At 41.5% G+C, this 25,135-nt stretch carries 21 protein-coding genes and 1 pseudogene; 5 read left to right on the top strand and 17 right to left on the bottom strand.

Annotation, left to right across the window (positions count from 1 at the left end; genetic code table 11):
* Positions 1-102 precede the first annotated feature (102 nt).
* From B7692_RS09250 to B7692_RS09210, 7 genes are all read right to left on the bottom strand, one after another.
* Positions 103-1,119, bottom strand: coding sequence for a glycosyltransferase family 2 protein (locus tag B7692_RS09250; RefSeq protein WP_023948424.1), 1,017 nt, complete (start codon positions 1,117-1,119; stop codon positions 103-105).
* A gap of 355 nt (positions 1,120-1,474) precedes the next feature.
* Complete coding sequence (locus B7692_RS09240; protein WP_084930507.1) at positions 1,475-2,140, bottom strand: potassium channel family protein; 666 nt, start codon at positions 2,138-2,140, stop codon at positions 1,475-1,477.
* A 13-nt stretch (positions 2,141-2,153) separates the two neighbouring features.
* Positions 2,154-3,533 carry a TrkH family potassium uptake protein gene (locus B7692_RS09235; RefSeq protein WP_084930506.1) on the bottom strand — a complete coding sequence of 460 codons (1,380 nt, stop codon included), beginning with the start codon at positions 3,531-3,533 and terminating at the stop codon, positions 2,154-2,156.
* Positions 3,534-3,566: 33 nt separating this feature from the next.
* On the bottom strand, positions 3,567-4,331 hold the full coding sequence (locus B7692_RS09230) for a nucleoside phosphorylase (RefSeq protein WP_084930505.1): 765 nt from the start codon (positions 4,329-4,331) through the stop codon (positions 3,567-3,569).
* 272 nt (positions 4,332-4,603) lie between these two features.
* A complete protein-coding gene (locus tag B7692_RS09220) occupies positions 4,604-5,227 on the bottom strand; it encodes a TetR/AcrR family transcriptional regulator (RefSeq protein ID WP_000361928.1) in 624 nt (207 codons plus the stop codon).
* Positions 5,228-5,266: 39 nt separating this feature from the next.
* Positions 5,267-6,349, bottom strand: a complete 1,083-nt coding sequence (locus B7692_RS09215; protein WP_001259054.1) for an ABC transporter permease — start codon at positions 6,347-6,349, stop codon at positions 5,267-5,269.
* 1 nt (position 6,350) lies between these two features.
* Positions 6,351-7,067 carry an ABC transporter ATP-binding protein gene (locus tag B7692_RS09210; RefSeq protein WP_000734673.1) on the bottom strand — a complete coding sequence of 239 codons (717 nt, stop codon included), beginning with the start codon at positions 7,065-7,067 and terminating at the stop codon, positions 6,351-6,353.
* A gap of 613 nt (positions 7,068-7,680) precedes the next feature.
* Between B7692_RS09210 and B7692_RS09200 the strand changes: the two genes are divergently transcribed.
* Complete coding sequence (locus tag B7692_RS09200) at positions 7,681-7,914, top strand: hypothetical protein (RefSeq protein ID WP_049487693.1); 234 nt, start codon at positions 7,681-7,683, stop codon at positions 7,912-7,914.
* Between the two features lie 247 nt (positions 7,915-8,161).
* Here B7692_RS09200 and B7692_RS09195 read toward each other — a convergent pair whose 3' ends face one another.
* Positions 8,162-9,400, bottom strand: a complete 1,239-nt coding sequence (locus B7692_RS09195; protein ID WP_084925999.1) for a carbohydrate-binding domain-containing protein — start codon at positions 9,398-9,400, stop codon at positions 8,162-8,164.
* A 228-nt stretch (positions 9,401-9,628) separates the two neighbouring features.
* Here B7692_RS09195 and B7692_RS09190 point away from each other — a divergent pair.
* Both B7692_RS09190 and B7692_RS09185 read left to right on the top strand, forming a co-directional pair.
* A pseudogene (locus B7692_RS09190) lies at positions 9,629-10,409 on the top strand (polyphosphate polymerase domain-containing protein).
* A complete protein-coding gene (locus tag B7692_RS09185; RefSeq protein ID WP_084887348.1) occupies positions 10,402-11,085 on the top strand; it encodes a DUF4956 domain-containing protein in 684 nt (227 codons plus the stop codon). Before B7692_RS09190 ends, B7692_RS09185 begins: the two are co-directional and overlap by 8 nt.
* A 156-nt stretch (positions 11,086-11,241) precedes the next feature.
* Here B7692_RS09185 and B7692_RS09180 read toward each other — a convergent pair whose 3' ends face one another.
* The 9 genes from B7692_RS09180 to B7692_RS09135 all read right to left on the bottom strand — a co-directional run bounded on the left by B7692_RS09180 (position 11,242) and on the right by B7692_RS09135 (position 19,937).
* On the bottom strand, positions 11,242-11,799 hold the full coding sequence (locus B7692_RS09180; RefSeq protein WP_084925997.1) for a sugar O-acetyltransferase: 558 nt from the start codon (positions 11,797-11,799) through the stop codon (positions 11,242-11,244).
* 95 nt (positions 11,800-11,894) lie between these two features.
* The gene (locus tag B7692_RS09175; RefSeq protein WP_084930503.1) at positions 11,895-12,752 is read right to left on the bottom strand and encodes a VOC family protein; all 858 of its coding nucleotides are present in this window, start codon (positions 12,750-12,752) and stop codon (positions 11,895-11,897) included.
* 203 nt (positions 12,753-12,955) lie between these two features.
* On the bottom strand, positions 12,956-13,993 hold the full coding sequence (locus tag B7692_RS09170; RefSeq protein WP_084930502.1) for an aldose epimerase family protein: 1,038 nt from the start codon (positions 13,991-13,993) through the stop codon (positions 12,956-12,958).
* Between the two features lie 116 nt (positions 13,994-14,109).
* A complete protein-coding gene (locus B7692_RS09165; protein WP_084930501.1) occupies positions 14,110-15,276 on the bottom strand; it encodes an SIS domain-containing protein in 1,167 nt (388 codons plus the stop codon).
* A gap of 252 nt (positions 15,277-15,528) precedes the next feature.
* Positions 15,529-15,933 (bottom strand): PTS sugar transporter subunit IIA, encoded by a 405-nt coding sequence (locus B7692_RS09155; RefSeq protein ID WP_020903318.1) that lies wholly within the window; start codon positions 15,931-15,933, stop codon positions 15,529-15,531.
* A gap of 3 nt (positions 15,934-15,936) precedes the next feature.
* The gene (locus B7692_RS09150) at positions 15,937-16,758 is read right to left on the bottom strand and encodes a PTS system mannose/fructose/sorbose family transporter subunit IID (RefSeq protein WP_084923561.1); all 822 of its coding nucleotides are present in this window, start codon (positions 16,756-16,758) and stop codon (positions 15,937-15,939) included.
* Positions 16,745-17,650 (bottom strand): PTS mannose/fructose/sorbose/N-acetylgalactosamine transporter subunit IIC, encoded by a 906-nt coding sequence (locus B7692_RS09145; protein WP_000617009.1) that lies wholly within the window; start codon positions 17,648-17,650, stop codon positions 16,745-16,747. Before B7692_RS09145 ends, B7692_RS09150 begins: the two co-directional genes overlap by 14 nt.
* Positions 17,651-17,676: 26 nt before the next feature.
* Positions 17,677-18,153 carry a PTS sugar transporter subunit IIB gene (locus tag B7692_RS09140; RefSeq protein ID WP_000156972.1) on the bottom strand — a complete coding sequence of 159 codons (477 nt, stop codon included), beginning with the start codon at positions 18,151-18,153 and terminating at the stop codon, positions 17,677-17,679.
* On the bottom strand, positions 18,150-19,937 hold the full coding sequence (locus B7692_RS09135; protein WP_084930500.1) for a glycoside hydrolase family 35 protein: 1,788 nt from the start codon (positions 19,935-19,937) through the stop codon (positions 18,150-18,152). The genes B7692_RS09140 and B7692_RS09135 overlap by 4 nt, the downstream gene beginning before the upstream one ends.
* Positions 19,938-20,254: 317 nt before the next feature.
* On the opposite strand from B7692_RS09135, the gene B7692_RS09130 reads away from it, so the two are divergent.
* Together B7692_RS09130 and strH are read left to right on the top strand one after the other, a co-directional pair.
* Positions 20,255-20,971, top strand: a complete 717-nt coding sequence (locus B7692_RS09130) for a GntR family transcriptional regulator (RefSeq protein ID WP_001007193.1) — start codon at positions 20,255-20,257, stop codon at positions 20,969-20,971.
* Between the two features lie 302 nt (positions 20,972-21,273).
* Positions 21,274-25,122 (top strand): LPXTG-anchored beta-N-acetylhexosaminidase StrH, encoded by a 3,849-nt coding sequence (strH, locus tag B7692_RS09125; protein WP_084930499.1) that lies wholly within the window; start codon positions 21,274-21,276, stop codon positions 25,120-25,122.
* Positions 25,123-25,135 lie beyond the last annotated feature (13 nt).

The raw sequence follows: 25,135 nt of genomic DNA, 5'->3' as shown, positions 1-25,135 counted from the left end.
GAGTTTTTCTTTATTTGATGACTCTAGTATAATCTCCTAAAATTAAAAAGGATTAAGAAAAAGTTAAAATTTTTCTTAAATCCCTCTTATAAAATACTTATATTAATTAAATCCATAAACAGACTTGGTGATTTGATAGACAACATTGGAAAGTTTGCGAGCTGGCAAGACTGAATGTTTGGTCAAACGGCTGAGCATGGTCTTGCGAATGGCCTGAAAGACCTCTGGATTTTCCTGCTGAATATAGGTCCACAGCTCCCGTTTTTTGGCAAGATGCTCTGCTGTGCCTGCTCGGTTGAGCAAGGCACTGGAAATCACCGTCGTGATTTCAATATGATTCAGCAGATACTCTCGCATTTTGGGGTGGCTTACTTTAGATAAATCAAGCTGGTCTACCAAGAGTCGATTGACCTTGAGTTGCTGGTCAATGCGCTTAATCATCACTTGCTCATTGACTGACTGGTCCTCACGCCCAATCAAATAACGATAGAAATCGACAGGCAGATAGTACATGGTCTTGACCTGCTGAAGGGGGGTAAAGACAAAGAGATTATCGACATAAAAGGTATGCTCAGGCAATTGGAACTGGCTCGTTCGCAACAAATCTGTCCGGTAAATCAGCGAGTGCATCATGATATACTGGCCTTTTGAGAAATTTCCAATCTGATCCCAGCCAAAAATCTGCTGGACAGGCAAGACGGACTCGTAACTCATACTCTTCTTACGAGACTGACCTTCCTTTTCATATACAAAATTAGTCACAAAGGCATCAACTTCCTGCCCCTCACTCTCTAGTTCCTGCAAGGTTTCAAGAATTTTTAAATAGGCACGAGGATCTACCCAGTCATCACTATCAACTACTTTAAAATAACGACCAGAAGCCTCCGCTAAGCCGCAATTGACGGCACCCCCATGGCCCTTATTTTTCTGATAGATGGCTCTCACGATGTTAGGATACTTGCTGGCTAAACGCTCAGCGATTTCCTGAGTCTGGTCCTGAGACCCATCATTAATAATCAAAATCTCAACTTGCTCACCACCAATCACTAGCGACTCCACACAGTAATGAAGATAGGCTGCGGCATTATAGCTAGGAATGGCGATAGACAATAACTTCATAATCTACTCCTTTAGGGGACTGATTTTTTCTTATACTCAATGAAAATCAAAGAGCAAACTAGGAAACTAGCCGCAGGTTGCTCAAAGCACTGCTTTGAGGTTGCAGATAGAACTGACGAAGTCAGCTCAAAACACGGTTTTGAGGTTGTGAATAAGACTGACGAAGTCAGTTACCTATACCTACGGCAAGGCGACGTTGACGTGGTTTGAAGAGGTTTTCGAAGAGTATTACTCTCTCTTGTCACTTCTTTCTATTCTACCATAAAGTCCAGACTTTGAAGGACTTTTATTAGAATACAAGGGTTACTATCTCTATTTGCTATTTTGAACATCAAAAAAGAGGGGTGCTCCCTCCTTACGAATTTAATTCTGCCAAGTCATCTAGATACTGGTTGTTAATAACCGCCAAGATATAGGCATCTGCCTTCAAGAGGTCAGTAGGTCCAAACTGGACATCCAGTGGTGAATTTTCCTGTTCACGAAATCCTAGGACATTGAGATTGTATTTGCCACGTAGGTCTAGCTGACTCAGGCTTTGACCTGCCCAGACACTAGGAATTTTCATCTCTACGATAGACACATTTTTATCCAGCTGAAAGACATCAACATTGTTATGAAAGAGAATGGTCTGCGCTAGAGACTGCCCCATTTCATACTCAGGTGAAATCACCGAGTCAGCACCGATTTTTTCTAGCACCTTCTTAGCTGTCTGGCTTTTGACCTTGGCAATAACCCTTGGTACTCCCAAGCTCTTACAATGCATAACTGCAAGCACACTCGACTCCAGATTTTCCCCTGTTGCCACTACAACCGTATCACATGTATCAATTCCTGCAGTTCTGAGGAGTTCCTCATCTGTAATATCACCCACAACTCCACGCGCCAAAACTGGCTCAAATTGATTGATACGCTCGGCGTGGTCGTCAATGGCAATAATATTCATATTTTGCTTGGCTAGGGCCGTCAGGACACTACTCCCGAAAATCCCCAAACCTAAAATTCCAATCGTACGATCTGACATCATTCTTCCTTTCTTATCCAATACTAATATCTGCTTTCATATACTGAATCAAATCTTTCTTATCAGGCTGGTAGTCAGCTAGACTAACCAGCAAGGTCAAGGGACCGATACGGCCAATAAACATGAGCACCATGACAATGCTGAGAGCTAGCTTGCCCAATTCTGGTGTCAGATTTGCCGTCACCCCAACTGTCGCAAGGGCTGAAATGGTCTCAAACATGAGGTAGATAAATCGCGGTGTTCCTTCTGCCGTAATTCCCAACAACATCAAGCCCAACAAGAAGGTCATCAAAAAGATAATGAAGACACTAAAGGATTTTTGGACTGTTCGAGCCTCAATGGTTCTCTGCGCAACATTGGCATGAGGCAAGCCCAGCAATTCACTACGCGCAAAGACCAACAAGACAAAGAAAGTCGTAATCTTGAGCCCCCCAGCCGTCCCTCCAGGCGCTCCACCCAGAAACATCTGTAGGATATAGATAAACAAGGTCACAGGTCGAGCTTGAGTATAGTCAATAGAAGCAAAACCGGCCGTTCTCATGCTGACGGTTTGGAAAAAGCTGACCAGCACTTTCTCTGGCACACTGAGATTGCCAATGGTTCCTGGATTGTGCCACTCCGTAAAGAGTGTGGATATTGTCCCAAACAGCAAAATCCCTGCAGTCAAGAAGAGGACTAGTTTGGTGTGGAAACGCAGACGGCGTTTTTTCTTCTTGTCAAACTGGGTTGCCAAGTCAAACCAGACCATAAAGCCAAGACCACCCGTGATAATCAAGCCAGCAATGACCAGATTGATCAAGGGATCCGTCTGAAAAGCCACTAAACTGCTACTGCCGAAATTATCAAAACCAGCATTACAAAAGGCTGAAATGGCTAAAAAGATAGAGGTAAAAATGCCTCGTCCCCAGCCGAACTCAGGAATAAAACGGAAACTTAGTAGAAAGGCACCCAAGCCCTCCACTAGAAAAGTCGTCAAAAAGATAGATCGCATAAAGGCCTTCAGCGACCGAGTCTCCCCGTAACTAAAGCTTTCCTGAATAGTTTCACGACTGCGAAGACTGAGCTTTTGCTTCCCCTGAATATAAAAGACCCCGATAAAAGTCATGAGCCCCAGACCACCAATCTGTATCAAGAGCATACAAATCAACTGCCCCCAGACATTATAGGTAGTAGCTACCGGTTGCGTAGAAAGGCCGGTTACACAGACCATAGACACCGTCGTAAAAAGATGGTCAAAATAAGTGGCCTGCGAACCACTCGCTTGGACAAAAGGCAAACTCAAAAGGAGAGAGCCTATAAAAATAACTCCAGCGAAACTTAAAAAGATGCGACGAGCTGGCGAAAGTCCGCCCAAGGCTCTCTCAATTTTTTTCACAAATAATTTGAATAACATACATCCATTGTACCATAAAAAGTAGGAGAGTAGCTATATCTGAAAGGCTATCTCAAGGCAGAGTTCCAAGGCCTTCTCGAAAGCTTCTGAACCCCAGTCACGACTATCGTACTGGTCCAAGTCTGCTAAGGAATCAGCTGTAAACAACAACTCTCCCCAGAGAACCCCACGCAGTTGGGCTACTGCTGCAAGCGCAGAACACTCCATCTCCACAACAGCACAGCCTTCTTCCTTGCGATAAGCCACCTTTTCAGCCGTTTCTCGGTAAAAACCGTCTGTCGTCCAGGTCATGACTTCTTCATAGGGAATCCCTTTGGCTTCCAACACTCGCTCAATAGCAGCAGTAGCCTCTGGCTGCATTTCCATATAACGAGAAGGTGCCACATAGTGATAGCTAGCACCTTCATCTCGCAGAGCGCGAACAGGGACTAAAAAGGCATTTTCTTCTATATCAGCCAGCACACCACAGGTTCCAGTGGAAATAATCTGCTCCACACCATATCCAATCAACCAATCCATAAACTGGGCTGCTGGAGCTGAACCAACAGGAGCCTGAGCCAAACAAAGTTCCTCGCCCTTGTAATTGATGACATAAACTGGATAGGTCTTGGTGGCAGAAACAAATTCGCCGACACAGTCCGCCCCTACTTCCCTCGCATAACGGTCAATCTCCTCTTCTAAAAAAGCATAGACACACTTCTTGGGCAAGTGCAAGTCCAGCCCCTCGTGATTGGGCATGATAACCGCCTGAGGATTGTCATCAAACTCTAAAATGGGAATCGCATGTTTCTGAATCATAACCCACCTCCTCTGATTTTGTACTATTGTATCAAAAGCTGGCAGAGTGTCAAGGAATTCTCTTTAGCAAGCCAGAAATCTCCTCTTCCATACACTTGAGAAATCGTTGCACCGCTGGAGCAGTCGGTTTCTGTTTTGGCAAAGTGATTGAGGACTTATGAAGAATACAAAATCCAACAACAAAAAAGACATGAATCTGAAATAAGCAGAACATGTCTTTTTTAGCTTGTTTGAAAGTCAAGTAAATAAATCTTAGCTCTTCTAGAACTCCCTTATTTCCACAAACCACCTAAAATCTGTTTTTCTAATAAGTCTAGGTCCTCTTCCTTTATTTCTCCGTTGTCGCTAACGATATAAAGTTGAGCGAAGTAAGCCAACAATGGACCAACACAAATACGAACCATTTGAGGAATCGTTAACTCTGGATTTACACGTGGATCTGCTAGCAATTCTTTATGAAGCACTCGAAGTTTATCTTGAATAGCATTCCAGATAAAAATCTGTTCATTTTTTAGTTTCTTATTTGAAAAACTCTCCTGCAGAATGATTTTCATCAAAGCACGATTTTTTTTGAGATAGCTCATACGATCGTGGACGAGATAACGAACCCTCTCTTCTGTCGTTTCAAAAGCTAAGAGTTCCTCAACAAAACTACCGAAAATGCCTGGGACTACAGGATGTAAAATAGCCGTCAGTAGATCATCCTTCGTCTTAAAATACTTAAACAAAGTTGCCTGGCTTAGTCCAGCACGCTCAGCTATGTGAAGAGTTGAGGTCCCATGGTAACTCCTAGTTGATATGAGATCCACTGCTGCCTGCATGATTTTTTTCTTTCCTTGAGGGTAATTCGCTTCTTCTAAGTAATCTTCAAACGATTCAAAAACAGTCTTATCCATCTAATCTTCACACCTTTTTAGCATTATTTATGTTGATTTCTAAACTTTACGATAACGACGCAATCCAACAATATTGAGAATTGTTAAAATGATCAAGAAAATCATTAAAACACCAAGATTTGGCAAAATATCACCAAGATTGTGTCCGTAAAGAATAATCTGGCTTATTGCATCACCAGAATAGGTTAATGGCAAAAATTTCCCCACAGTTGGAGCCCATGCTCCCATGGATGACAATGGAATAATCCCTGAGAAAAAGAGTTGAGGCATAATCACGAGAGGAATAAATTGCATCATTTGGAATTCTGATTTTGCTAGAGTAGACAAGAGAATTCCAAAAGCTAGTGCTACAAGAGCCAGTACCACATTAACTATTATAACATTTAAAATATTTCCTACAACTTCTACATCTAGTAGCCAAATTGCTGCTAAGACGACAACTGCCGTTTGAAAAATCGCAATAATACCGTAAGACAACATATAGCCATAGACAATTTCAGAACGTTTCACTGGGGTTGCTAACAAGCGATCCAAGGTTCCACTTGTGCGCTCTTTCAAAAGTGCCATACCAGAAATCAAAAAGACAAAGAAGAAGACCACAAAGCCAATTAAAATTGGAATCATACGTGCAAAGAATCCAGTATTTTTATCTCCATATTGGTAAGATTCTTTGATTTCAGGCGCCTTTGCATCTAATTTCAATTGTGGAAGAGCTTGTTTGATACGAGATAGTAACTGATCGGTGCCTTCACTGGCGATACTTGTTCGTAACACTTGTCGTATCATAGATGTCTTGGAGGCATCTGTATTTGCGTAGTCGACCTGATACTCACCGTCTTTATAAGAAATCACAGCATCGACTTTTTCATTTGCTAGCGCTTCTTTGGCCTGATCTAAGTCTTGATAAGTCTCGATGTCCACATGATCAAGCTCATCCATTTTCGTTATCAAACCAGTTGGTAGATCTTGTGTCGCTAACTTGACATTCACGGTTGTACTAGCTGAAAACATGAGGTTCATCAGCCACATAATAAATACCGGCGCTACAAACATCATAGCCAAGGTTCGTTTGTCACGAAGCAATTCTTTGATAACTTTTTTAGCAATAGCAATGGTTCTCATCTTACTCTCCTTCTGCTTTCAAAAATACTTCTTCAATACTTGAAACTTGATAACTTTCTTTTAAGTGTTGCGGTGTATCAAAAGCAATGATTTTTCCACCTAATAATAAGCCGACCTTATCCGTTAACTCTGCTTCATCCATAACATGGGTAGTAACTAATATCCCAACCCCATTGTCTCTAAGCGCGAATAATTCTTTCCAGATTTTCTTCCGAAGAGAAGGGTCGATTCCAACTGTCGGTTCGTCCAAAATCAAGAGCTGAGGATTCCCCAGAAGCGCGATGGCTAAAGACAAGCGTCGCTTCATTCCTCCAGAATAACCGGATACCGTTTTATTCAAATGCTCTGCCAGATCCACAACTTGAGCCACATGGGCAATTTCAGCTGTCAGATCTCTTTTGGATAGCCCTTTTAGCTGACCAAAAAATTCCAGATTTTCTTGACCTGACAAAGCCTCATATAAGGCATCTGACTGGGCCATATAACCAATATCTCCTAAAATATGACGATTGGGCATAGTATGATCCAATACCAAAGCAACCCCTCCGTCAGCTTTTTCCATCCCTAACATAGTCTTAATCATAGTCGATTTACCAGCACCAGACGGACCTATTAAGCCTATAATTTCTCCCGGCTGCAATTCAAAGCTGACATGATTCAAAACCATTTGACGACAAAAAGACTTATCCAAATCTTGTAAATGTAGCAATTTTTTCATAAGCTTCCTCCTAGGTGAGTGTTTACTCACTTACTGAATATAGACCTATTATAGTGAGTGTTTACTCACTTGTCAAGAAAAAAGTTGAAATTCTTTAAAAAATAAAGCACCAGATTCGTATCTGATGTTTATAATGCACATGTCTTATTTCTAAAAATGTTTTTGAACTTCCTCTCTATACTCCGAAATGGTCTTTTCTGTCCACTTTTTAAAGGCCTATTTTCCCTCTACTTTTCTCGGCTAATCCAACCATCGTCATTGCTATCGCAACTCTAATGACCTTGGTAATGGGAATTCATTTTACTCATTTTTATATGAAACAGACTAAGAAATTTTCAAGACCTAATTGAAACCAAATTAGCCCTTGGAAGTCAAAAAATCCTCGAACTCTACGCTGACCGTCTAGCAGAATCAGACCAAATGCGGCATGGCTTTCTAAGAATTCGGTTAAGGGACGTAACCTACAAGCTGCTTACGTGGATGGATTTACTTTGAGAGATTTCTTCGCCTTCAACCAAGGACTAAATAAAATGGGTGACCAAGCACTTCCTTTTAAAATTCACCCTGAACATTTTGTATTTGCTGGAGTTCACGGTGGACAGGAAGTGAGGAGTTGATTGGAGAGTACGGTCAACCAACTTATCAAAAAATCTTTATCAGTCTAGATACTGAAAAAACAGGCGTTCCGGATGTCGATACAAAAATTTCTATGGCAGGTGATACTGCTACTCTCATGTCCGATACAAGCCTTGATATCAAGATGTATGGTATGCATCAGTTCAAGATGAAAAAAGGTGGACTCCGCATCAAATTAGGCGTCTTTTCCCCAGAAGCAACCCCAAGCTAGATGGAGCTCGGTCACCAAGAACACCTAGCAGTTGAATTTTTCAATTCCCTCACAATCGCCTACCAAAACAAAACATTTAAGGGAAAACTACTCAATACCTTCTTAAAATTCAAGAAATTCAAGTAAACAAAAACGGGTGACTGAACAATTTAGCCTTTGAAAGCTACGATTATAAAACCACTCGCAACATATGAATCTACGATACAAAAAGGATAACATTGCTCTTAGCAATGCTATCCTTTTTTGTTTATCCTTGTCCGCCAGGGGCTGGACCGCCGCCTTGAGGTCCCTCACCAGGTCCACCGCCTCCAGGCATAGAGTTCACAATATCAGTTTGTTTTTCGCCGTTGAGATAGATATCTCCACCTGTATAGGTCGCTGTTCCATCAAAGTCAAAGCCTGATTGACCAATCATTTTAATGGTTCCACCTGTGACCGTGATATTGCCATTTGAGTCAATCGGATCTGTGTCCCCTTGACCGACTTCTACAGTTAGATTACCACCTGTCATGGTAAAGTAAATATCGCTTTGCTGAGCATTTTTATTAGCTGCATTGACCCCATCATCTGTCGCGTAGACATTGATATCACCACCATTAATCGTAATGGCTTTCCCTTCAATTCCTTCAGTCGAATTCTTGACGGTGTAAGTACCGCTGTCAATCACTAGGTTACCAGAAGCGTGAATACCGTCATCTCCTGCTGTGACTGTTATGGTATTGTTAGCCAAATACATATTGCCGACAGTCATATCCTCATCATTGTCAACTTTGACACCATCTTCCTTGGCATCGATGGTCATGGTCGTACCAGTGATATTGAGTTCATCATTAACATTAAAGGCATCGCCAACTGCTATGATGTTATAGGTTCCACCCGTGATGTGGAGGGTGTCGTTGGCCTTGATTCCGTTGTTCTTCTTGCCATCGACAGTAAGGGTACCTGAGCCATTGATGGTCAAATCCACCTTAGAAAAGAGAGCTGCATTTGCCTTGTCATCACTATTAGAGCTTGAGTCAGAGAGACTGTTGGTAGTTCCCTCCGCCAGAGTCAGGTAGACATGACCGGCTGATGTCGCTGAAATTGCTGCATTGGTATTGGTAATGGTCGCACCTTTTAGGACTAGATGAACATCTGCCGACTTATCTGCCTCGACCTTGATCTGCACTCCGTCAGACTGACCTGAAATCACATAGGTCCCAGATTTTGTGATGGTCACTGTTGATCCAGAGACTGTCACCCCATCTCCAGAGACGTTTGCTGATGAGCCAGATAACTCAATCTTAGAAGCTGTACTTTCATCATAAGAAGTATCATAGTCCTTTTCTGTAAAATAAGAAGATTGACTGTTTGTAGCTGAAGTTGAGATGGCAGTGGTATCTGCCGCTGCAGTTGTACTTGACTTGGTCGTTGACTGCCCACAAGCTGTCATCAAAGTCAGAGCTGTTAAACTGGTTAAGATTAGGGTCCATTTTTTTGATTTCATACTTTTTCCTCACCTTCATTTAGCTTGAGCTTAGTTTACAGGGGAAGTCTGAAAAAAATCTAAACTTTTTCTGAAAATTTTCTTAAGTTCAGTTTCAGTTAAGTTATCTTTAACAAAAGTTTTAGGAAAATTCCATAGACTAATCACAAGCAAGTTCAACTTGCCCAGACACACCTATCTGCTAATAAGATAGCGTACTAAAATAGTTTGATAAAGGAGACAGGATTTATGAAACCAATTGAAACAAGCTTTAAACGAATCGAAACCAAATATGTCGTTGCCAAGGGTGACTTGGCTAATTTAATAGAGGACTTAAAAATATACCTCGTAGAGGATGATTATCCAACTTCGACCATTTCCAACATCTACTTTGATACAGAGCAATTTGATATGATTCAGGAGGATGGCCAAGGTACTAAGCGCAAAGAAAAGATTCGGATGCGAACCTATCTCAGTCAAGTCCAGCCTGATAGTCAGGTATTTTTAGAAATCAAATCTAAGGACAGAGCTGGTGTCGGACGAAAACATCGTCTCTTATCGACTCCCCAGTCTATCACCCAGTTTATGACCAAGGGACAGCTGGATAGCAGTATCAAGGATCGAATGATGATTGAAAAAATCCAGCAACTCCAAGAGGAATATCAGCAAGCCATTATCCCTCGTATGTATATATACTATGACCGTTTTTCTCTCAAGGAAAAGAAAGAAAGAAATTATCGGTTTTCCCTACAATAAAATTCGTATCACCATTGACCAAAATCTAACCTATCGTGATGATAATGTCAGTTTATTCTCAGGAAAGGACGGTTTCCCTCTACTAAACGAGGACATTGTCATCATGGAAATTAAAGCTCCAGGTAGAAAACCCCAATGGCTACAAGATATTCTCGACCAATATGGACTGGTAGAGCAGAAATTTTCAAAATACAGCTGCGCCTACCACAAGTCTCAAGGGCTGGACTATAGCCCACGACCAAGCACAGAAAGTGTAGGTACTACTTATGTCTAATCTTTTTAATTCTATCTTCAACGACACAACTGCCACTGCAAATCCTATCCAGCTCTTTCTGGCTCTCTTGGTCAGCCTGATTTTAGGTTTGGCGCTGACCTGGGCTTACAAACACCGTACTCTCTATACACGAGAATTCGCTGTCAGTTTGACCCTACTCCCCTGCTTGATGACCTTGGTCATCTTTCTGGTAAATGGCAGCCTAGGAACCTCTATCGCCGTTGCAGGAACTTTTAGCCTCATTCGTTTTCGTTCAGCTACCAGTGGTTCACGGGAACTAATTGCTATCTTCCTTGCCATGATTATCGGGCTAGCAGCAGGGACAGGCTACCTAGCTCTAGCTATTCTCTTCACTGTCTTTATCTTAGCGGTATGGCTTCTTTTAGAGAAGCAACAAAGCAAGAGCAATCACCAACGTCGCAGGCTATTGACCATCACAATTGCGAACCAAGAAAATCAACTTCAAACTATCCAATCTGGACTATCACAATTCTGTACTGAGTTAGACCTCATCTCGATTGATACTAGCAATGATGGAGAACAAGTCACCACTGTCTATGAAATGGATTTCAAGGCTCAAACAGACGATTTTCAAATCATCAATTATCTCACTAAAGAACAGGATACTTACCAGGTTTCCCTGACCAAGAATGCCAAGAAGAGAAAGAATTTATAGAACTTCTTGCGTAAAATCTAAAAAGAATCCAGGTAAACACTCAATAGTAAGAAGAAAAAGTCAATCTGATTTATGATAAAAGACATCATATCAAATGTTTAAAAAACGTTGATATGATGCTTTTTTCTTATCTTAAAAACTATTTGCTCAATCGCTTTATTTCACAGGTATTTCCTTAATCACGCGCGCAGGATTGCCAGCTAAAACAACATTGTCGCCAAAGGACTTTGTAATCACGGCCCCTGCTCCAGCAACAACATTATTCCCCAGTGTCACTCCCGGAAGGACAATGACACCACCTCCAGCCCAGAAATTATCTCCAATAGTGATGGGCTTGCCGTATTCGACCCCTGAATTGCGTTCCTGCGGATCTAGTGGGTGGAGGGGAGTTAAGAACTGACAGTTGGGACCAATCATAGCATTGTTACCGATGCGAATGGGGCAGACATCCAGCATGGTCAAGTTCCAATTAGAATAAAAATTTTCCCCTAGATGGATATTGACTCCATAGTCGACCACCAGGCGTGGATTAACATAGAGATTTTTCCCAGTCGAACCAAACCAAGTCTTGACAATCTCCGCCCCCTTCAAGGGATCTTCTTCCTTGTTAAAAGCAGACTGTTTTTGGCGAGAAGCCTGAGCCAAGTCTCGCAATTCTGGATCCGATGGACGGTAAACCTCTCCCGCTATCATTTTCTGATATTCACTGGTCATTGTTTTCTTCTCCTTGTTCTCTACTATCATATCAAATTTTCTACATATCTGACTAGAATAAGGAGCACTTCCTACAATTGATACTCTGATTGTCATCATATCCTGTCTAAACGGATACGAGTCACAATTCCATCTGGGTCTGTGATTTCCAACTGGCTCGATGTCAGCCACTTGATTGGTGCGTCAACTTCTTGTGTTCGTTGCGCAATCGTTAGCAGTTCTTCCTTACTCGCAACCTCAATGACATAATAGGCTAAGCCTGGCAAGCCTTGCTTACGCGAAGCCAGATCTTTTCCTCCCCATTCGTTGACTGCCAAATGATGATGATAGTCCCCAGCTGCAATCCAACTAGCACTAGGCACACTGAATTTATCCTCTAACCCTAACACATTTTGATAAAACTGGCTGTACTTTCGACTATCCTTGACGGAAAGATGAATATGCCCCATTCTCGTACCTTCTGCCAGGATAAAGGGCTCTACTCTTTCCCCCAACTCATAAATGTCCTGCGCCGCAAGAGCCTCCGTCACTCCGATAATGCGTCCATCTTCTCGAATATCCCATGTGGAAACCGGCTTATCTCGATAGAGTTCAATGCCATTTCCCTCCAAATCCTGTAAGTAAAGGGCCTCACTGTAACCGTGATCTGCACCGCCGACAAGAGAAATCTGTAAATCTGTCAGGTGTTTTAAGACATCTGCCAAAGCCTTGCGTGTCGGCAAAAGAATAGCCAGATGGTAAAGACCATAATGTTCCCTTACTTCATCGCTCTCTTGTGCTTGAATCAAGTGTACCAAGGCTTTTCCTCCAAGTCCCAGAATGACCTCTGTCTCAGTTTGAGATAAGATTTCTAAACCAATAACTTGCTGATAAAAGGCTGTTTGACTTGCCAAATCCTTTACATTTAAAACTGCCTCTGCCAAATAAATGTGACTCTTGTATTCATAGGTCATAGGATATCTCCTCTGTTGTAATTTTTATTATTACAATTATTGTATAAAATCCATCAAGAAAGTCAAGTCAGACAACTCAAAAATAAGGCCATTTCAGGATAAGATAAAGTAAATCTTTCCATAATAAAACGCATATTATCAAACTTTTCATCTACTGACAATATGCGTTATTTTAATTTTAAAGACTTTTTGACCAGCTTTTTTTACTTCACAACAAGCTCATAACGTGTCTTACTTGTGAAGGTTTGACCGGCTTTAAGAATGACTTGATCTTTGAGGTCACTGTGAATAGCATCTGGTAAAGCTTGCGCTTCAAGGGCAATCCCATTGTGCTGTACCATTGGTTTGCCAGCCACAAGTACACTCTCATCCACAAAGTTTGCTGTATAGACTACAAAGCAAGGAGCTTCTGTCTTGAAAAGCAGGAAGCGACCTGAATTTTGGTCATAAAGGAATCCAGCATTGTCATGACCTGCAGGAAGAGCGAATGGATGATCCAATCCTGATACCAGCTGGATTTGCTCATCTTCCTCTGCAAAGATGTCTTTCAATAAGGCACCATTGTAGATGTGTTTAACCACATCACGACTAGTATCTGGAGTTTTGTCCGGAACACCGTCGGGAGCGATTGGGTAAATGCCCTCTGTATTTAGTTGGAAAACATGACGGTCAATCGTCTGCGTAAAATCACCAGACAAATTGAAGTAGCTGTGATTGGTTGGATTAACCAGCGTATCCTGATCTGTTGTTATCTTGTAGCTGATTTCATAGGCACCTGTTTCTTCTAAGTGGTAATTGATCCAAATCTTGAGATTTCCAGGAAATCCCCCCGTCCCATCTATACGCTCTGTGTAGAGGGTCAGACCATGGTCGCTCACCTCAACTAGTTCAAACAAGTTCGAATCCCAACCAGTTGAACCACTGTGGTTACAGTTGCTAGCATTGTTGACTTCAAGTTCATAGGTCTTGCCATTTAATTCAAAGGTCGCACCTGCAATACGGCCCGCCACAGGACCTACGCTAGCTCCATGCTTGGGACTATTGCCTACATAGCTATCAAAATCATCAAATCCCAAAATAACATTAGCAAAATTTCCAGCCTTGTCAGGTGTGACATAGCGCAGGATGGTCGCACCATAAGTCATAACCTCAAGCTGGTAGCCACCGTCCGTCTCAAAGAGATAGGCCAAGACATCCTTGCCATCAACATTTCCAAATACACGCTCTGTGTATGTTTTCATTCTGTTCTCCTTTTTCTATTTCTCTCAAGCAAACAAACCATAGAAAGCGAATTGACAATCTATGGTTTACTTGTATGATTTACAAACCCCTTTATCAAGAATCTATAAACGCAGTATTACTTTTGATATTCGTGGATGATAACACCTTGTACCACGCGGTTTACTGTACCTGTAGGAGACGGTGTATCTGGTTTATTTTCTACCTTGAGTGAAGTCAATAGAGCAAAGAGTTGGGCATAAACGATGTAAGGGAAGACACGGTAAATATCATTCAAGACACCGCCGCAACCAAGTGCCACTTCTTTGACATTTTCAAGACCAAAGGCTTGATCACTCAAAAGCACAACACGACGAGCAATCTGGTCACTAGCAACTTCACGAACCAAGTCCAAGTCGTACTTACGAGTGTAGTCTGTCGTTGTACCAAAGACCAAAACAACTGTATCTTCGTTGATCAGTGATTTTGGACCGTGACGGAAGCCTACTGGACTTTCGTACATGGTCGCCACTTGGCCAGCTGTCAATTCCAAAATCTTGAGCTGAGCTTCATGAGCAAGTCCAAAGTAAGGACCTGCACCAAGGTAGATGACACGGTTAAAGTCAAGATCAACCAACTCTTTGACATCTGCTGCATTGTCTAGAACCTTACGGGCAAGACTAGACACAACTTCAAAACGTTCAGCTTTCACAGCAAATTCTGTAGCATCAAAGACCAAGAGAGCTGTCAGCATCATAGACGTAAAGCTAGAAGTCATGGCAAAGCCAGCATCATTAGAGGCAGCTGGTTGCAAAAGTAAAAGATTGCGGTCATCGCCATGAGCTTGAAGAGCCAATTTACCATCTGCTGCACAAGTAATCGTCACTTGATAAAGCTCATCCACCAAGGCTTTAGCCAAATCAACAGTCGCCACACTTTCAGGAGAGTTACCACTACGAGCAAAAGATACAAGGACAGTTGCCACATCTTTTTTCAAATAAGTTTCTGGATTGGCAACGATATCTGTTGTCGCAATAGCATTGAAGTTCCATTTGCGTTCGTCATATACTTCCTTAAAGTAAGGTACCAAGGTATCTCCCACATAAGCTGAAGTCCCAGCACCTGTCAAGATAACCTTGATATAGTCATGTTTATCAGCAATCCCTTGTAGGAAGGCTGCAATTTCTTCACGTTTTGCTTGATAAGATTCAAAAGCTTCTTTCCATACATCAGGCTGTTGGTAGATTTCACGTGTAGTGATTTCTGCACCCAATTCAATCAAGTCTTCTTTTGTATAATGTAGCATTGAGTTCCTCTTTTTCTATTAAATATGGGAATGGGAGTAAGCCCCATTCCCATGTATATTCTATATAAAATGCTCTAACGATTTTCACGTTTTCACATCGTATACTCAATGAAAATCAAAGAGCAAACTAGGAAACTAGCCGCAGGCTGCTCAAAGCACTGCTTTGAGGTTGTAGATAGAACTGACGAAGTCAGTAACATATACCTACGGCAAGGCGACACTAGTATGGTTTAAAGAGATTTTCGAAGAGTATTATTCATCTTCGTCATCATCGAAGCCAGCTAACAGGTCATTAACTTTCACAATGCTTTCTGCAGCACGGTTCTTATAGTCCGCATCTGCACCTGTAAGGCTAGCATTGATAAATTCAATCACCATTGGAAGATTCATCCCTGCGTAAAGTTCGATGTCACGACCTTCCATAATCAAACGGCTTACCACGTTACATGGTGTTCCACCGAGAAGATCCGCAAAGACTAGGAAATCATCTAATCCTTCAATAGCAGCTTCAAATTTTGCAGTAAATTCTTCTGGGCCATCTTCTGGAAGAAGAGCCACTGCATGAATATTGTCTTGTGGACCCATAATCATTTCAGTGCTACCTTTAAGTTCTTCACAGAAGCGACCATGACTCACCAAAATTAATGATTTAGCCATAAATTATGCGCCCATTCCAAGTACAAATTTACCAAAGGCAGAAAGACCTACTGCAAGAGCGATAATGATACCGATAGCTTTAGTAGAAGTCATACCTTTCTTACCAAGCAACCAGAAGATAAAGGCAGTAAAGATTGCTGGAAGCAAACGTGGGAAGATTTGGTTCAAGATGTCTTGGAAATCAATCATCTTTTCACCGATTGGCAACTTGTAAGAAATTTCAAAGTTGATCATTGTTGCTACAAGAGCACCCATCATGAAGACACCAAGTACAGATGCAGCATCAATCAAAGCTGTCAAAGTACTTTGCATGTTGTTGATAAGGTTAACCCCTTCTTTGTAGGCAAATTCCAATTGTTTCCAACGGAAGATGTCATATGCAACTGCAACTGCGATCCAAAGGAAGATACCCCATGGTTGGCCAGCGATAGCCATAGTTGCTGCGATAGATCCCATGATAGCAGGTACAAGTGAACCAAAGATTGTGTCTCCAAGAGGAGCAAATGGTCCCATCAAACCTGTCTTGATACCGTTAACGGCATCTTTTGAACCTACACCATCTTTTTCTTCCATGGCAAGGTCAAAACCAGCGATAATGGTATGGAAGAATGGTGAAGTATTGAAGAATTGAGTATGAACTTTCATCATTTCTTTCAATTCAGGAGTTCCATCACCATACATTTTACGCAATTGTGGCAAGATCATGTACAGGTAACCAGAAGCTTGCATACGTTCGTAGTTCCAACCTAATTGGAAAGTAAACAAGCTACGTTTGTTGATTTGATTAAAATCTTCTTTTGTAAGTTTGTAATTAGAATTCGTCATCTTCGATTTCCCCACTTTCTGATGGTGTAGAAGGTGCTGCTACAGCTACTTTTTGGCTATTTTTGAAGTGAAGCACTGCTAGGAAGATACCTACGATAGAGATACCAATCATAGACAATCCTTTGAAGTTGTTCACGAAACCAATTTTTTCAGCAACATCTTTAGGTAGAGTACCGATAATACCTGCAACAGCGCCACCAAGACCTGTTACATATGAGTAAAGAACAGTCAACATAGCTGTCAAACCAAATCCCATAGCAAGGTAGTGAAGGTTACGTTTAACTGGAAGGTAACGAAGCAAGATTGCAAATCCAAGACCTGGAAGCATACGTCCTGCAAGTGTCAAGCCATCTGCAACCCATTTGTAGGCTTCAACGAAGTCTACCACTGATTGTACGAAGGCACCACCAAAAGCAAGGGCAAAGAAGACTGGAAGGGCACGAGATAGAGCCCAAGGAATCGCACCAAGCAAGTAGTTGCGTTCAATACCTTTATAGTCAAAGCGTTCGATTGCAGCATCCACACGGTGAGCGAAGAAAGTAGTTGTCATACGTCCAAGAACGTCGAAGTAAGTCAAGAGAGCTGCTACTGGCACAGCGATTGTTGTAATCGCCAGTGATGCATCAATTCCTTGTGAAACAGAGAAGGCTGTCGCAAGAACCGCACCAGAAGTTGCGTCGATACGAGAAGCACCACCGAAGGTACCAACCCCAAGAACGAACAGTTGCAAGTTACCACCGATAAGCAGACCAGTAGTCACATCTCCCATAATTAAACCAGTAATGAAACCAGCAAATACAGGGGAACCTGCAGATGAAACGATCGTCAACTCATCACAGATTTGATAAGCTGAGTACAAAGTGAGAAGTAAAATTTGCCACCATTGTATCATAACAATGACCTCCTAAAAATTTTTTCCTATTTTAATAAGCTCAAAAAGTCTGAAATTGGATCATTTGGAACCATTTGAGCAGTAAGTTTAACACCTTTCTCTGCCAATTTGTGGAAGTCTTCCACATCCTTGTCTACTACGTTGATAGAACGTGTGATGGGGCGAGTTTCTGGTGTTTGAGACATATTCCCAACATTGAGAGTTTCAAGTGGTACACCTGCTTCGACCAAACCAAGGAAGCGGTCTGGTTTACGAGCCACGATAAAGAGACGTTGGCTATCATATTTACCAGCAAGAATATTGGCTGCCGCTTTTTCAATTGGCAAAATACTCAATTTCACACCTGGTGGTGTCGCGAGTTTCAAACCACTCTTTTCAACGTCGTTGTTGACAACTTCGTCATCTACAACCATAATACGTGAAACATTTAGTTTTCCAGCCCAAAGATTGGCTACTTGTCCGTGGATCAAACGTCCATCGATACGGCATCCTACAATTGTCATAAGTTTTCCCCCTTTATGTGTTTTAGTGTAGGTTTACGAGTTAAATGAATCTCTTCTTTATATTCACCCTCTGTCTCAAAGATAATGATGCGGTTTGCACCTTCCTTGAGGTAGCTATGAGGAATATAAAGCGAGAGGGTCGGGCCGACGTTCCAAAAACGTCCTAGATTCTGCCCATTGACAAAGGCAACTCCCTTACCAAACTCAGACAAGTCTAGGTAAGTATCTTTTGGCTCTTGAACTGTAAAGTCATAGGCGTAAAAGGCTGGTTGTCCTTCGGTCCATCCTTTTGAAAAATCAATTTTCTCAGGATTATCTAGTGGGAGTGGATAGTGTTTCCAGTTTAGTAAGAAGTGCAAATCCTTACAAACCCCTGTCCGAATTCCCTTACGTTGCGTATCCGCTAAGAACTTGTGTCCATAGTTGACACGCCCCATATTTTCTACCAAGATATCTAACCTAGATAGCGCTTTCTTTTTACCTTGATAAAAAATATCTTCCCCAATCTCTGTCTGATATTGGGTTTCAACCCACTGACCATCGACATAAAGCTGGGCTCTATCTCGACCATCAATGATACGAAGTCTTTCTTCTTCTGCATCCCAGTTTGTTTCTGTTCGATAGAGTAGATAGCCATAACTTTGTCCCAACTCCTCCATCTTTTTAGGATAGAGACTTTCTACAGGACTGGACAAGCTATCCAAGGTTTCAAACAAGGAAACTTTTTCAACCAGTGGAATAGCATCCAACTCCATACTCTCTTTGTAGAGTGGTTCCAACTGGGGATACTCTGGGAAATGTGTTGCCATCATCTTCTTGACTGCCAAATATTTGGCAGTTGGATTTCCTTCTTCATCCAGAAGGGCATCGTAATCATAAGATGTAACTTGTGGCAGGTCCAAAGTCCCTCGAGCTGAGCAACCATTCATGAAACCAAAGTTTGTACCACCATGGAACATGTAGAGATTGATAGAGCCTTGTTCCAAAACCTCTCGAACTGCATCTGCCAACTCTTTCGGATCCCGTGTGATAATCGGCTCTTTCCAACGATTGAACCAGCCATCCCAGAACTCCATACACATGAGCGGCCATTTCTTGCCATGTTCATCAAAGAATTCCTGCATCTGTGAAAAGTTGTACGGAGCTTTAGAACCAAAGTTTCCTGTTACAAAGAGGTCATCTTCGATCAAAGTTCCAGCTTTCAGAGTAGCTCTCCATGGACCATCTGATGTAAAGAGAGGACAGGTTACGCCACGCTCTTCCATCAACTGTCGAATGGCTCTCAGGTAAGCCTTATCCTCGCCATAAGAACCATACTCATTTTCAACCTGCATCATGAGGATATTGCCACCCTTGTCCAACAAATGTGGAACCAACCGTGCCAAGAGCTGGTCATAGTAGTGACCGACAGCCTCAATATAGGCTGGGTCTGAGGAACGAATCCTCATATCTTTGGTTAAGAGCCAAGCTGGTAAGCCACCGAATTCCCACTCCGCACAGATGAAGGGCGACGGACGAACGATAGCGTAGAGACCCAAATCTTGTGCCGTTTGGAGAAATCGCTCCAAATCCAGAGCTCCTTCAAAGTGAAACTCACCCTCACGAGGCTCGTGTAAATTCCAGGCCACATAAGTCTCTACTGTATTAAAACCAAGAGCCTTCAAGTTATAGAGCGAATGATACCAATCTTCTGGAGGAACCCTAAAATAATGAATGGCGCCAGATAAAATCTTAAATGATTTTCCATCGAGATAAAAATCATCCCGTATCTCAAATCGTGTCATATTCTTACCTTCTGACAACTAAAGTTTACGCTTTCATTTGTTGATATAGTAAATATAACTCAATATCTTACATTTGTCAATAGGTTTTCACGATTTTTTTCATTTTTACTAATTTTTACAAAAAAACTTATAAAACCTTACTATCTCAAGAAATAATTTCATCTTAATTGACATGTATAAAGATGTAAGAAATTCTATTAATTTCTATGTAAATTAACCTTATAGCCTATTATTCTAATTTTTTTATTCAAAAGGCTACTATTCTTTCCAGTTTTATGGTAAAATCTTTAACTGAGAAGGAAAATCGAGGTGAAAATATGGCAATTCCAAAGTATCAATATATTAAAGATGAGTTAAAGAACAAAATCATTTCTGGTCAATTTGCCAGTGGAGATAAATTCTACACTGAAGCTGAATTGATTGCAATGTATGATGTGAGTTCTATCACAGTTGTCCGCGCCTTAAACGACCTTGCCAAGGATGGCTATATTGTCCGTCAACAAGGAAAGGGTACATTCGTTTCACGCGCACGTAAACACAAACTCGTAGAGTTTTCAGATGTAGAAGTTTTTGAAACTAAAGATGATAAAGTTACCGTCCTTTCTATTGAGCGTGGAAACAAACTAAGCTACTTAGAAAAACTTGGACTACGCGGAGATCAGTTCTACTACAAGATTGAACGTGTTCGCGAAACAGGTGGTGTTGTGTACATCTACCATACATCTTACATTCCAGAACAATACATCAACGCAAATTATCCAAATCTTGAATATTATAGCTCTATCTATAACCGTTTCAAATTGGATTACCACATTCACATGAATGATGAACATTTTGAAGAAATCAATGAAATAGCATTTCCAACTCCAGAACATGCGGCTTCGATCCTCGGAGTCGATGAACAATTCCCAACCGTTTTACAAACCAAGACTACTAAACTAGAGTCTACTGGTCAAGTTCTCGCATACAGCGAAACATATAAACGAGCAGATTACTACAAAATCAAATTCATTTCATGTGACCGTGATCACTAAGAAAAAGCTTGAGCCTTGCTCAGGCTTTTTCTATATATATTATAGCATGAAAAAGCGACTATGAAAACGCTATTAAATATCTTTATTTAATTTGTAGCACTTTTACTAAAAACAAGTTAAAAATCACTGATTTTTCCTTAATTTTACCTTCTTATATAAATTATCATTTCCAAAATCTTATGATTTCCTCCATTTATTATAGTTCTTATATAAACCTGCTTGACTTTTTACTATATAGATAATAAAATTAAATTGGTTTTATGTAAACGTTATCAAAATAGTTGTATCAAGGAGGTTTTATCATGAAACTAGACAAGAAACAGCGTTTCTCAATCCGCAAGTATGCAGTCGGAGCAGCTTCTGTACTGATAGGATTTACCTTCAGTGCGCAAGTCGTATCTGCAGATGGACTCACACCAGCACCAAAAGCTACTGAAACTTTGCAAGCTGTGCCGGATAGCCCACAAGCATCAGAAGCACCAATTCAAGATAAAGAAGAAAAACTTGTAAAACAAGCTGATAAAACCATAAAAGAGGAAGTTAAAACTGAAAAAGATACTGTTAACACAGTTGTTCCAAAAACAGACAATGTGGTAACACCAGTAGTAACAGAACATGCCAGCCCAGCCCCTACTACGGAATCAGAAAACACAACTCAAGTGGAAAAAAGCGGAGAGAGTGCCAATACTGAGAAGAAAAACGAGCCTGCTACTCCTGCTGTACTCGCTCCGACTACTGAACGTGCCACTCAAACTAATGAAAAGCTAGCGAAAAAGAAAATTGTTTCTATTGATGCTGGACGTAAATATTTCTCACCAGAACAACTCAAGGAAATCATTGACAAAGCGAAACATTATGGCTACACTGATTTACACCTATTAGTTGGAAATGATGGGCTCCGCTTCATGTTGGACGATATGAGCATCACAGCTAACGGCAAGACCTATGCGAGTGACGATGTCAAACGTGCCATTGAAAAAGGTACGAATGATTATTACAACGATCCAAACGGCAATCACTTAACAGAAAGTCAAATGACAGATCTGATTAACTATGCCAAAGATAAAGGCATCGGTCTCATTCCGACAGTAAATAGTCCTGGTCACATGGATGCGATTCTCAATGCCATGAAAGAATTGGGAATCCAAAACCCTAACTTTAACTATTTTGGGAAGGAATCAGCTCGTACTGTAGATCTTGACAACGAACAGGCAGTCGCTTTTACAAAAGCCCTTATCGATAAATATGCTGCTTATTTCGCGAAAAAGACTGAAATCTTCAACATCGGACTTGATGAATATGCCAATGATGCAACAAACGCTAAAGGTTGGAGCGTTCTTCAAGCTGATAAATACTATCCAAACGAAGGCTACCCTGTAAAAGGATATGAAAAATTTATTGCCTACGCCAATGACCTAGCTCGTATTGTAAAATCGCACGGTCTAAAACCAATGGCCTTCAATGATGGTATTTACTACAATAGTGATACTAGCTTCGGAACTTTTGACAAAGATATCATCGTTTCAATGTGGACTGGTGGTTGGGGAGGTTACGACGTCGCTTCTTCTAAACTTCTAGTAGAAAAAGGTCACCAAATCCTAAACACTAACGACGCTTGGTACTATGTTCTTGGGCGAAATGCAGATGGCCAAGGTTGGTACAACCTTGATCAAGGATTAAACGGTATCAAGAACACTCCAATCACTTCGGTACCAAAATCCGACGGAGCAACTATTCCATTCATCGGTGGTATGGTAGCTGCTTGGGCTGACACTCCATCTGCACGTTATTCACCATCACGCCTCTTCAAACTCATGCGTCAATTCGCAAATTCTAATGCTGAATACTTCGCAGCTGATTATGAGTCTGCAGAACAAGCACTTAACGAGGTACCAAAAGACCTTAACCGTTATACTGCAGAAAGCGTCGCAGCAGTTAACGAAGCGGCAAAAGTCATCCGTTCACTTGATAGCAACCTCAGTCGTGCCCAACAAGACACGATTGACCAAGCAATTGCAAAACTTCAAGAAGCAGTCAGCAATTTGACCTTCACACCAGAAGCTCAAAAAGAAGAAGATGCTAAACGTGAGGTTGAAAAACTTGCTAAAAACAAGGTGATTTCAATCGATGCTGGACGCAAATACTTTACTCTTGACCAACTCAAACGCATCGTAGATAAGGCCAGTGAGCTCGGATATTCTGATGTCCATCTCCTTCTAGGAAATGACGGACTTCGATTCTTACTCGATGATATGACCATCACTGCTAACGGAAAAACCTATGCAAGTGATGATGTCAAAAATGCCATCATCCAAGGAACAAAAGCTTACTACGACGATCCAAATGGGACTGCGCTTACACAGGCAGAAGTGACAGAACTAATTGAATACGCTAAATCTAAGGGTATCGGTCTCATCCCAGCTATCAACAGCCCAGGTCACATGGATGCTATGCTGGTTGCCATGGAAAAATTGGGTATTAAAAATCCTCAAGCCCACTTTGACAAAGTCTCCAAAACAACTATGGACTTGAGAAACGAAGAAGCGATGAACTTTGTAAAAGCCCTCATCGGTAAATACATGGACTTCTTTGCAGGAAAAACAAAGATTTTCAACTTTGGTACTGACGAATACGCTAACGATGCGACTAGTGCCCAAGGCTGGTACTACCTCAAATGGTATCAACTCTATGGCAAATTTGCCGAATATGCCAACACCCTCGCTGCCATGGCCAAAGAAAGAGGGCTTCAACCAATGGCCTTCAACGATGGCTTCTACTATGAAGACAAGGACGATGTTGAGTTTGATAAGGATGTCATCATCTCTTACTGGTCTAAAGGATGGTGGGGTTACAACCTTGCAACTCCTCAGTACCTGGCAAGTAAAGGATACAAACTCCTCAACACCAATGGAGACTGGTATTATGTTCTAGGCAATCATAAACCAGACGAAGCTTATCCACTATCAAAAGCTGTTGAAAATTCTGGTAAAGTTCCATTCAATCAACTTGCTTCTACTAAGTATCCCGAAGTAGACCTTCCAACAGTCGGCAGTATGCTTGCTATCTGGGCAGACAAGCCAAGTGCAGAGTACAAGGAAGAAGAAATCTTTGAACTCATGACTGCCTTTGCAGACCACAACAAAGACTACTTCCGAGCTAATTATAATGCTCTCCGCGAAGAAATCGCACAAATTCCTGAAAACTTAGAAGGATACAGCAAGGAAAGCTTGGAGGCCCTAAGTGCAGCTAAAACTGCTCTAAATTACAACCTCAACCGTAATAAACAATCTGAGGTTGACACACTTGTAGCCAAACTAAAAGCTGCTCGCTTAGGTCTCAAACCAGCTGCAACTCACTCAGGAAGCCTGGATGAAAATGAAGTAGCTGCCAATGTTGAAACCAGACCAGAACTCATCACAAGAACTGAAGAAATCCCATTTGAAGTTATCAAGAAAGAAAATCCTAACCTCCCAGCTGGTCAGGAAAACATTATTACAGCAGGAGTCAAAGGTGAACGAACTCATTACATCTCTGTCCTTACTGAAAATGGAAAAACAACAGAAACAGTCCTTGATAGCCAGGTAACCAAAGAAGCTGTTAACCAAGTTGTCGAAGTTGGTGCTCCTGTAACTCACAAGGGGGATGAAAATGGTCTTGCACCAACTACTGAAGTAAAACCTAAACTGGATATCCAAGAAGAAGAAATTCCATTTACCACTGTTACTCGTGAAAATCCACTCTTACTCAAAGGAAAAACACAAGTCATTACTAAAGGTGTCAACGGTCGCCGTACAAACTTCTACTCTGTGAGCACTGTTGATGGCAAGGAAGTGAAAACACTTGTAAATAGTGTCGTAGCACAGGAAGCTGTTACACAAGTAGTCGAAGTCGGAACCCTAGTAACTCATGTAGGTGATGAAAACGGACAAACCGCTATTGCTGAAGAAAAACCAAAACTAGAAATCCCAAGCCAACCAGCTCCATCAACTGCTCCTGCTGAGGAAAACAAAGCTCTTCCTCAAGCTCCAGCTCCTGTGGTAACAGAGAAAAAACTTCCTGAAACAGGAAGTCAGCATTCTGCAGGACTAGTAGTCGCAGGACTCATGACCACACTAGCAGCCTATGGACTCACTAAAAGAAAAGAAGACTAAGTCTTTTCGATAA

The organism is Streptococcus mitis, assembly GCF_002096925.1.
Lineage (GTDB): Bacteria > Bacillota > Bacilli > Lactobacillales > Streptococcaceae > Streptococcus > Streptococcus mitis_AF.
This window is presented reverse-complemented; position numbering and strand designations above follow the sequence as displayed.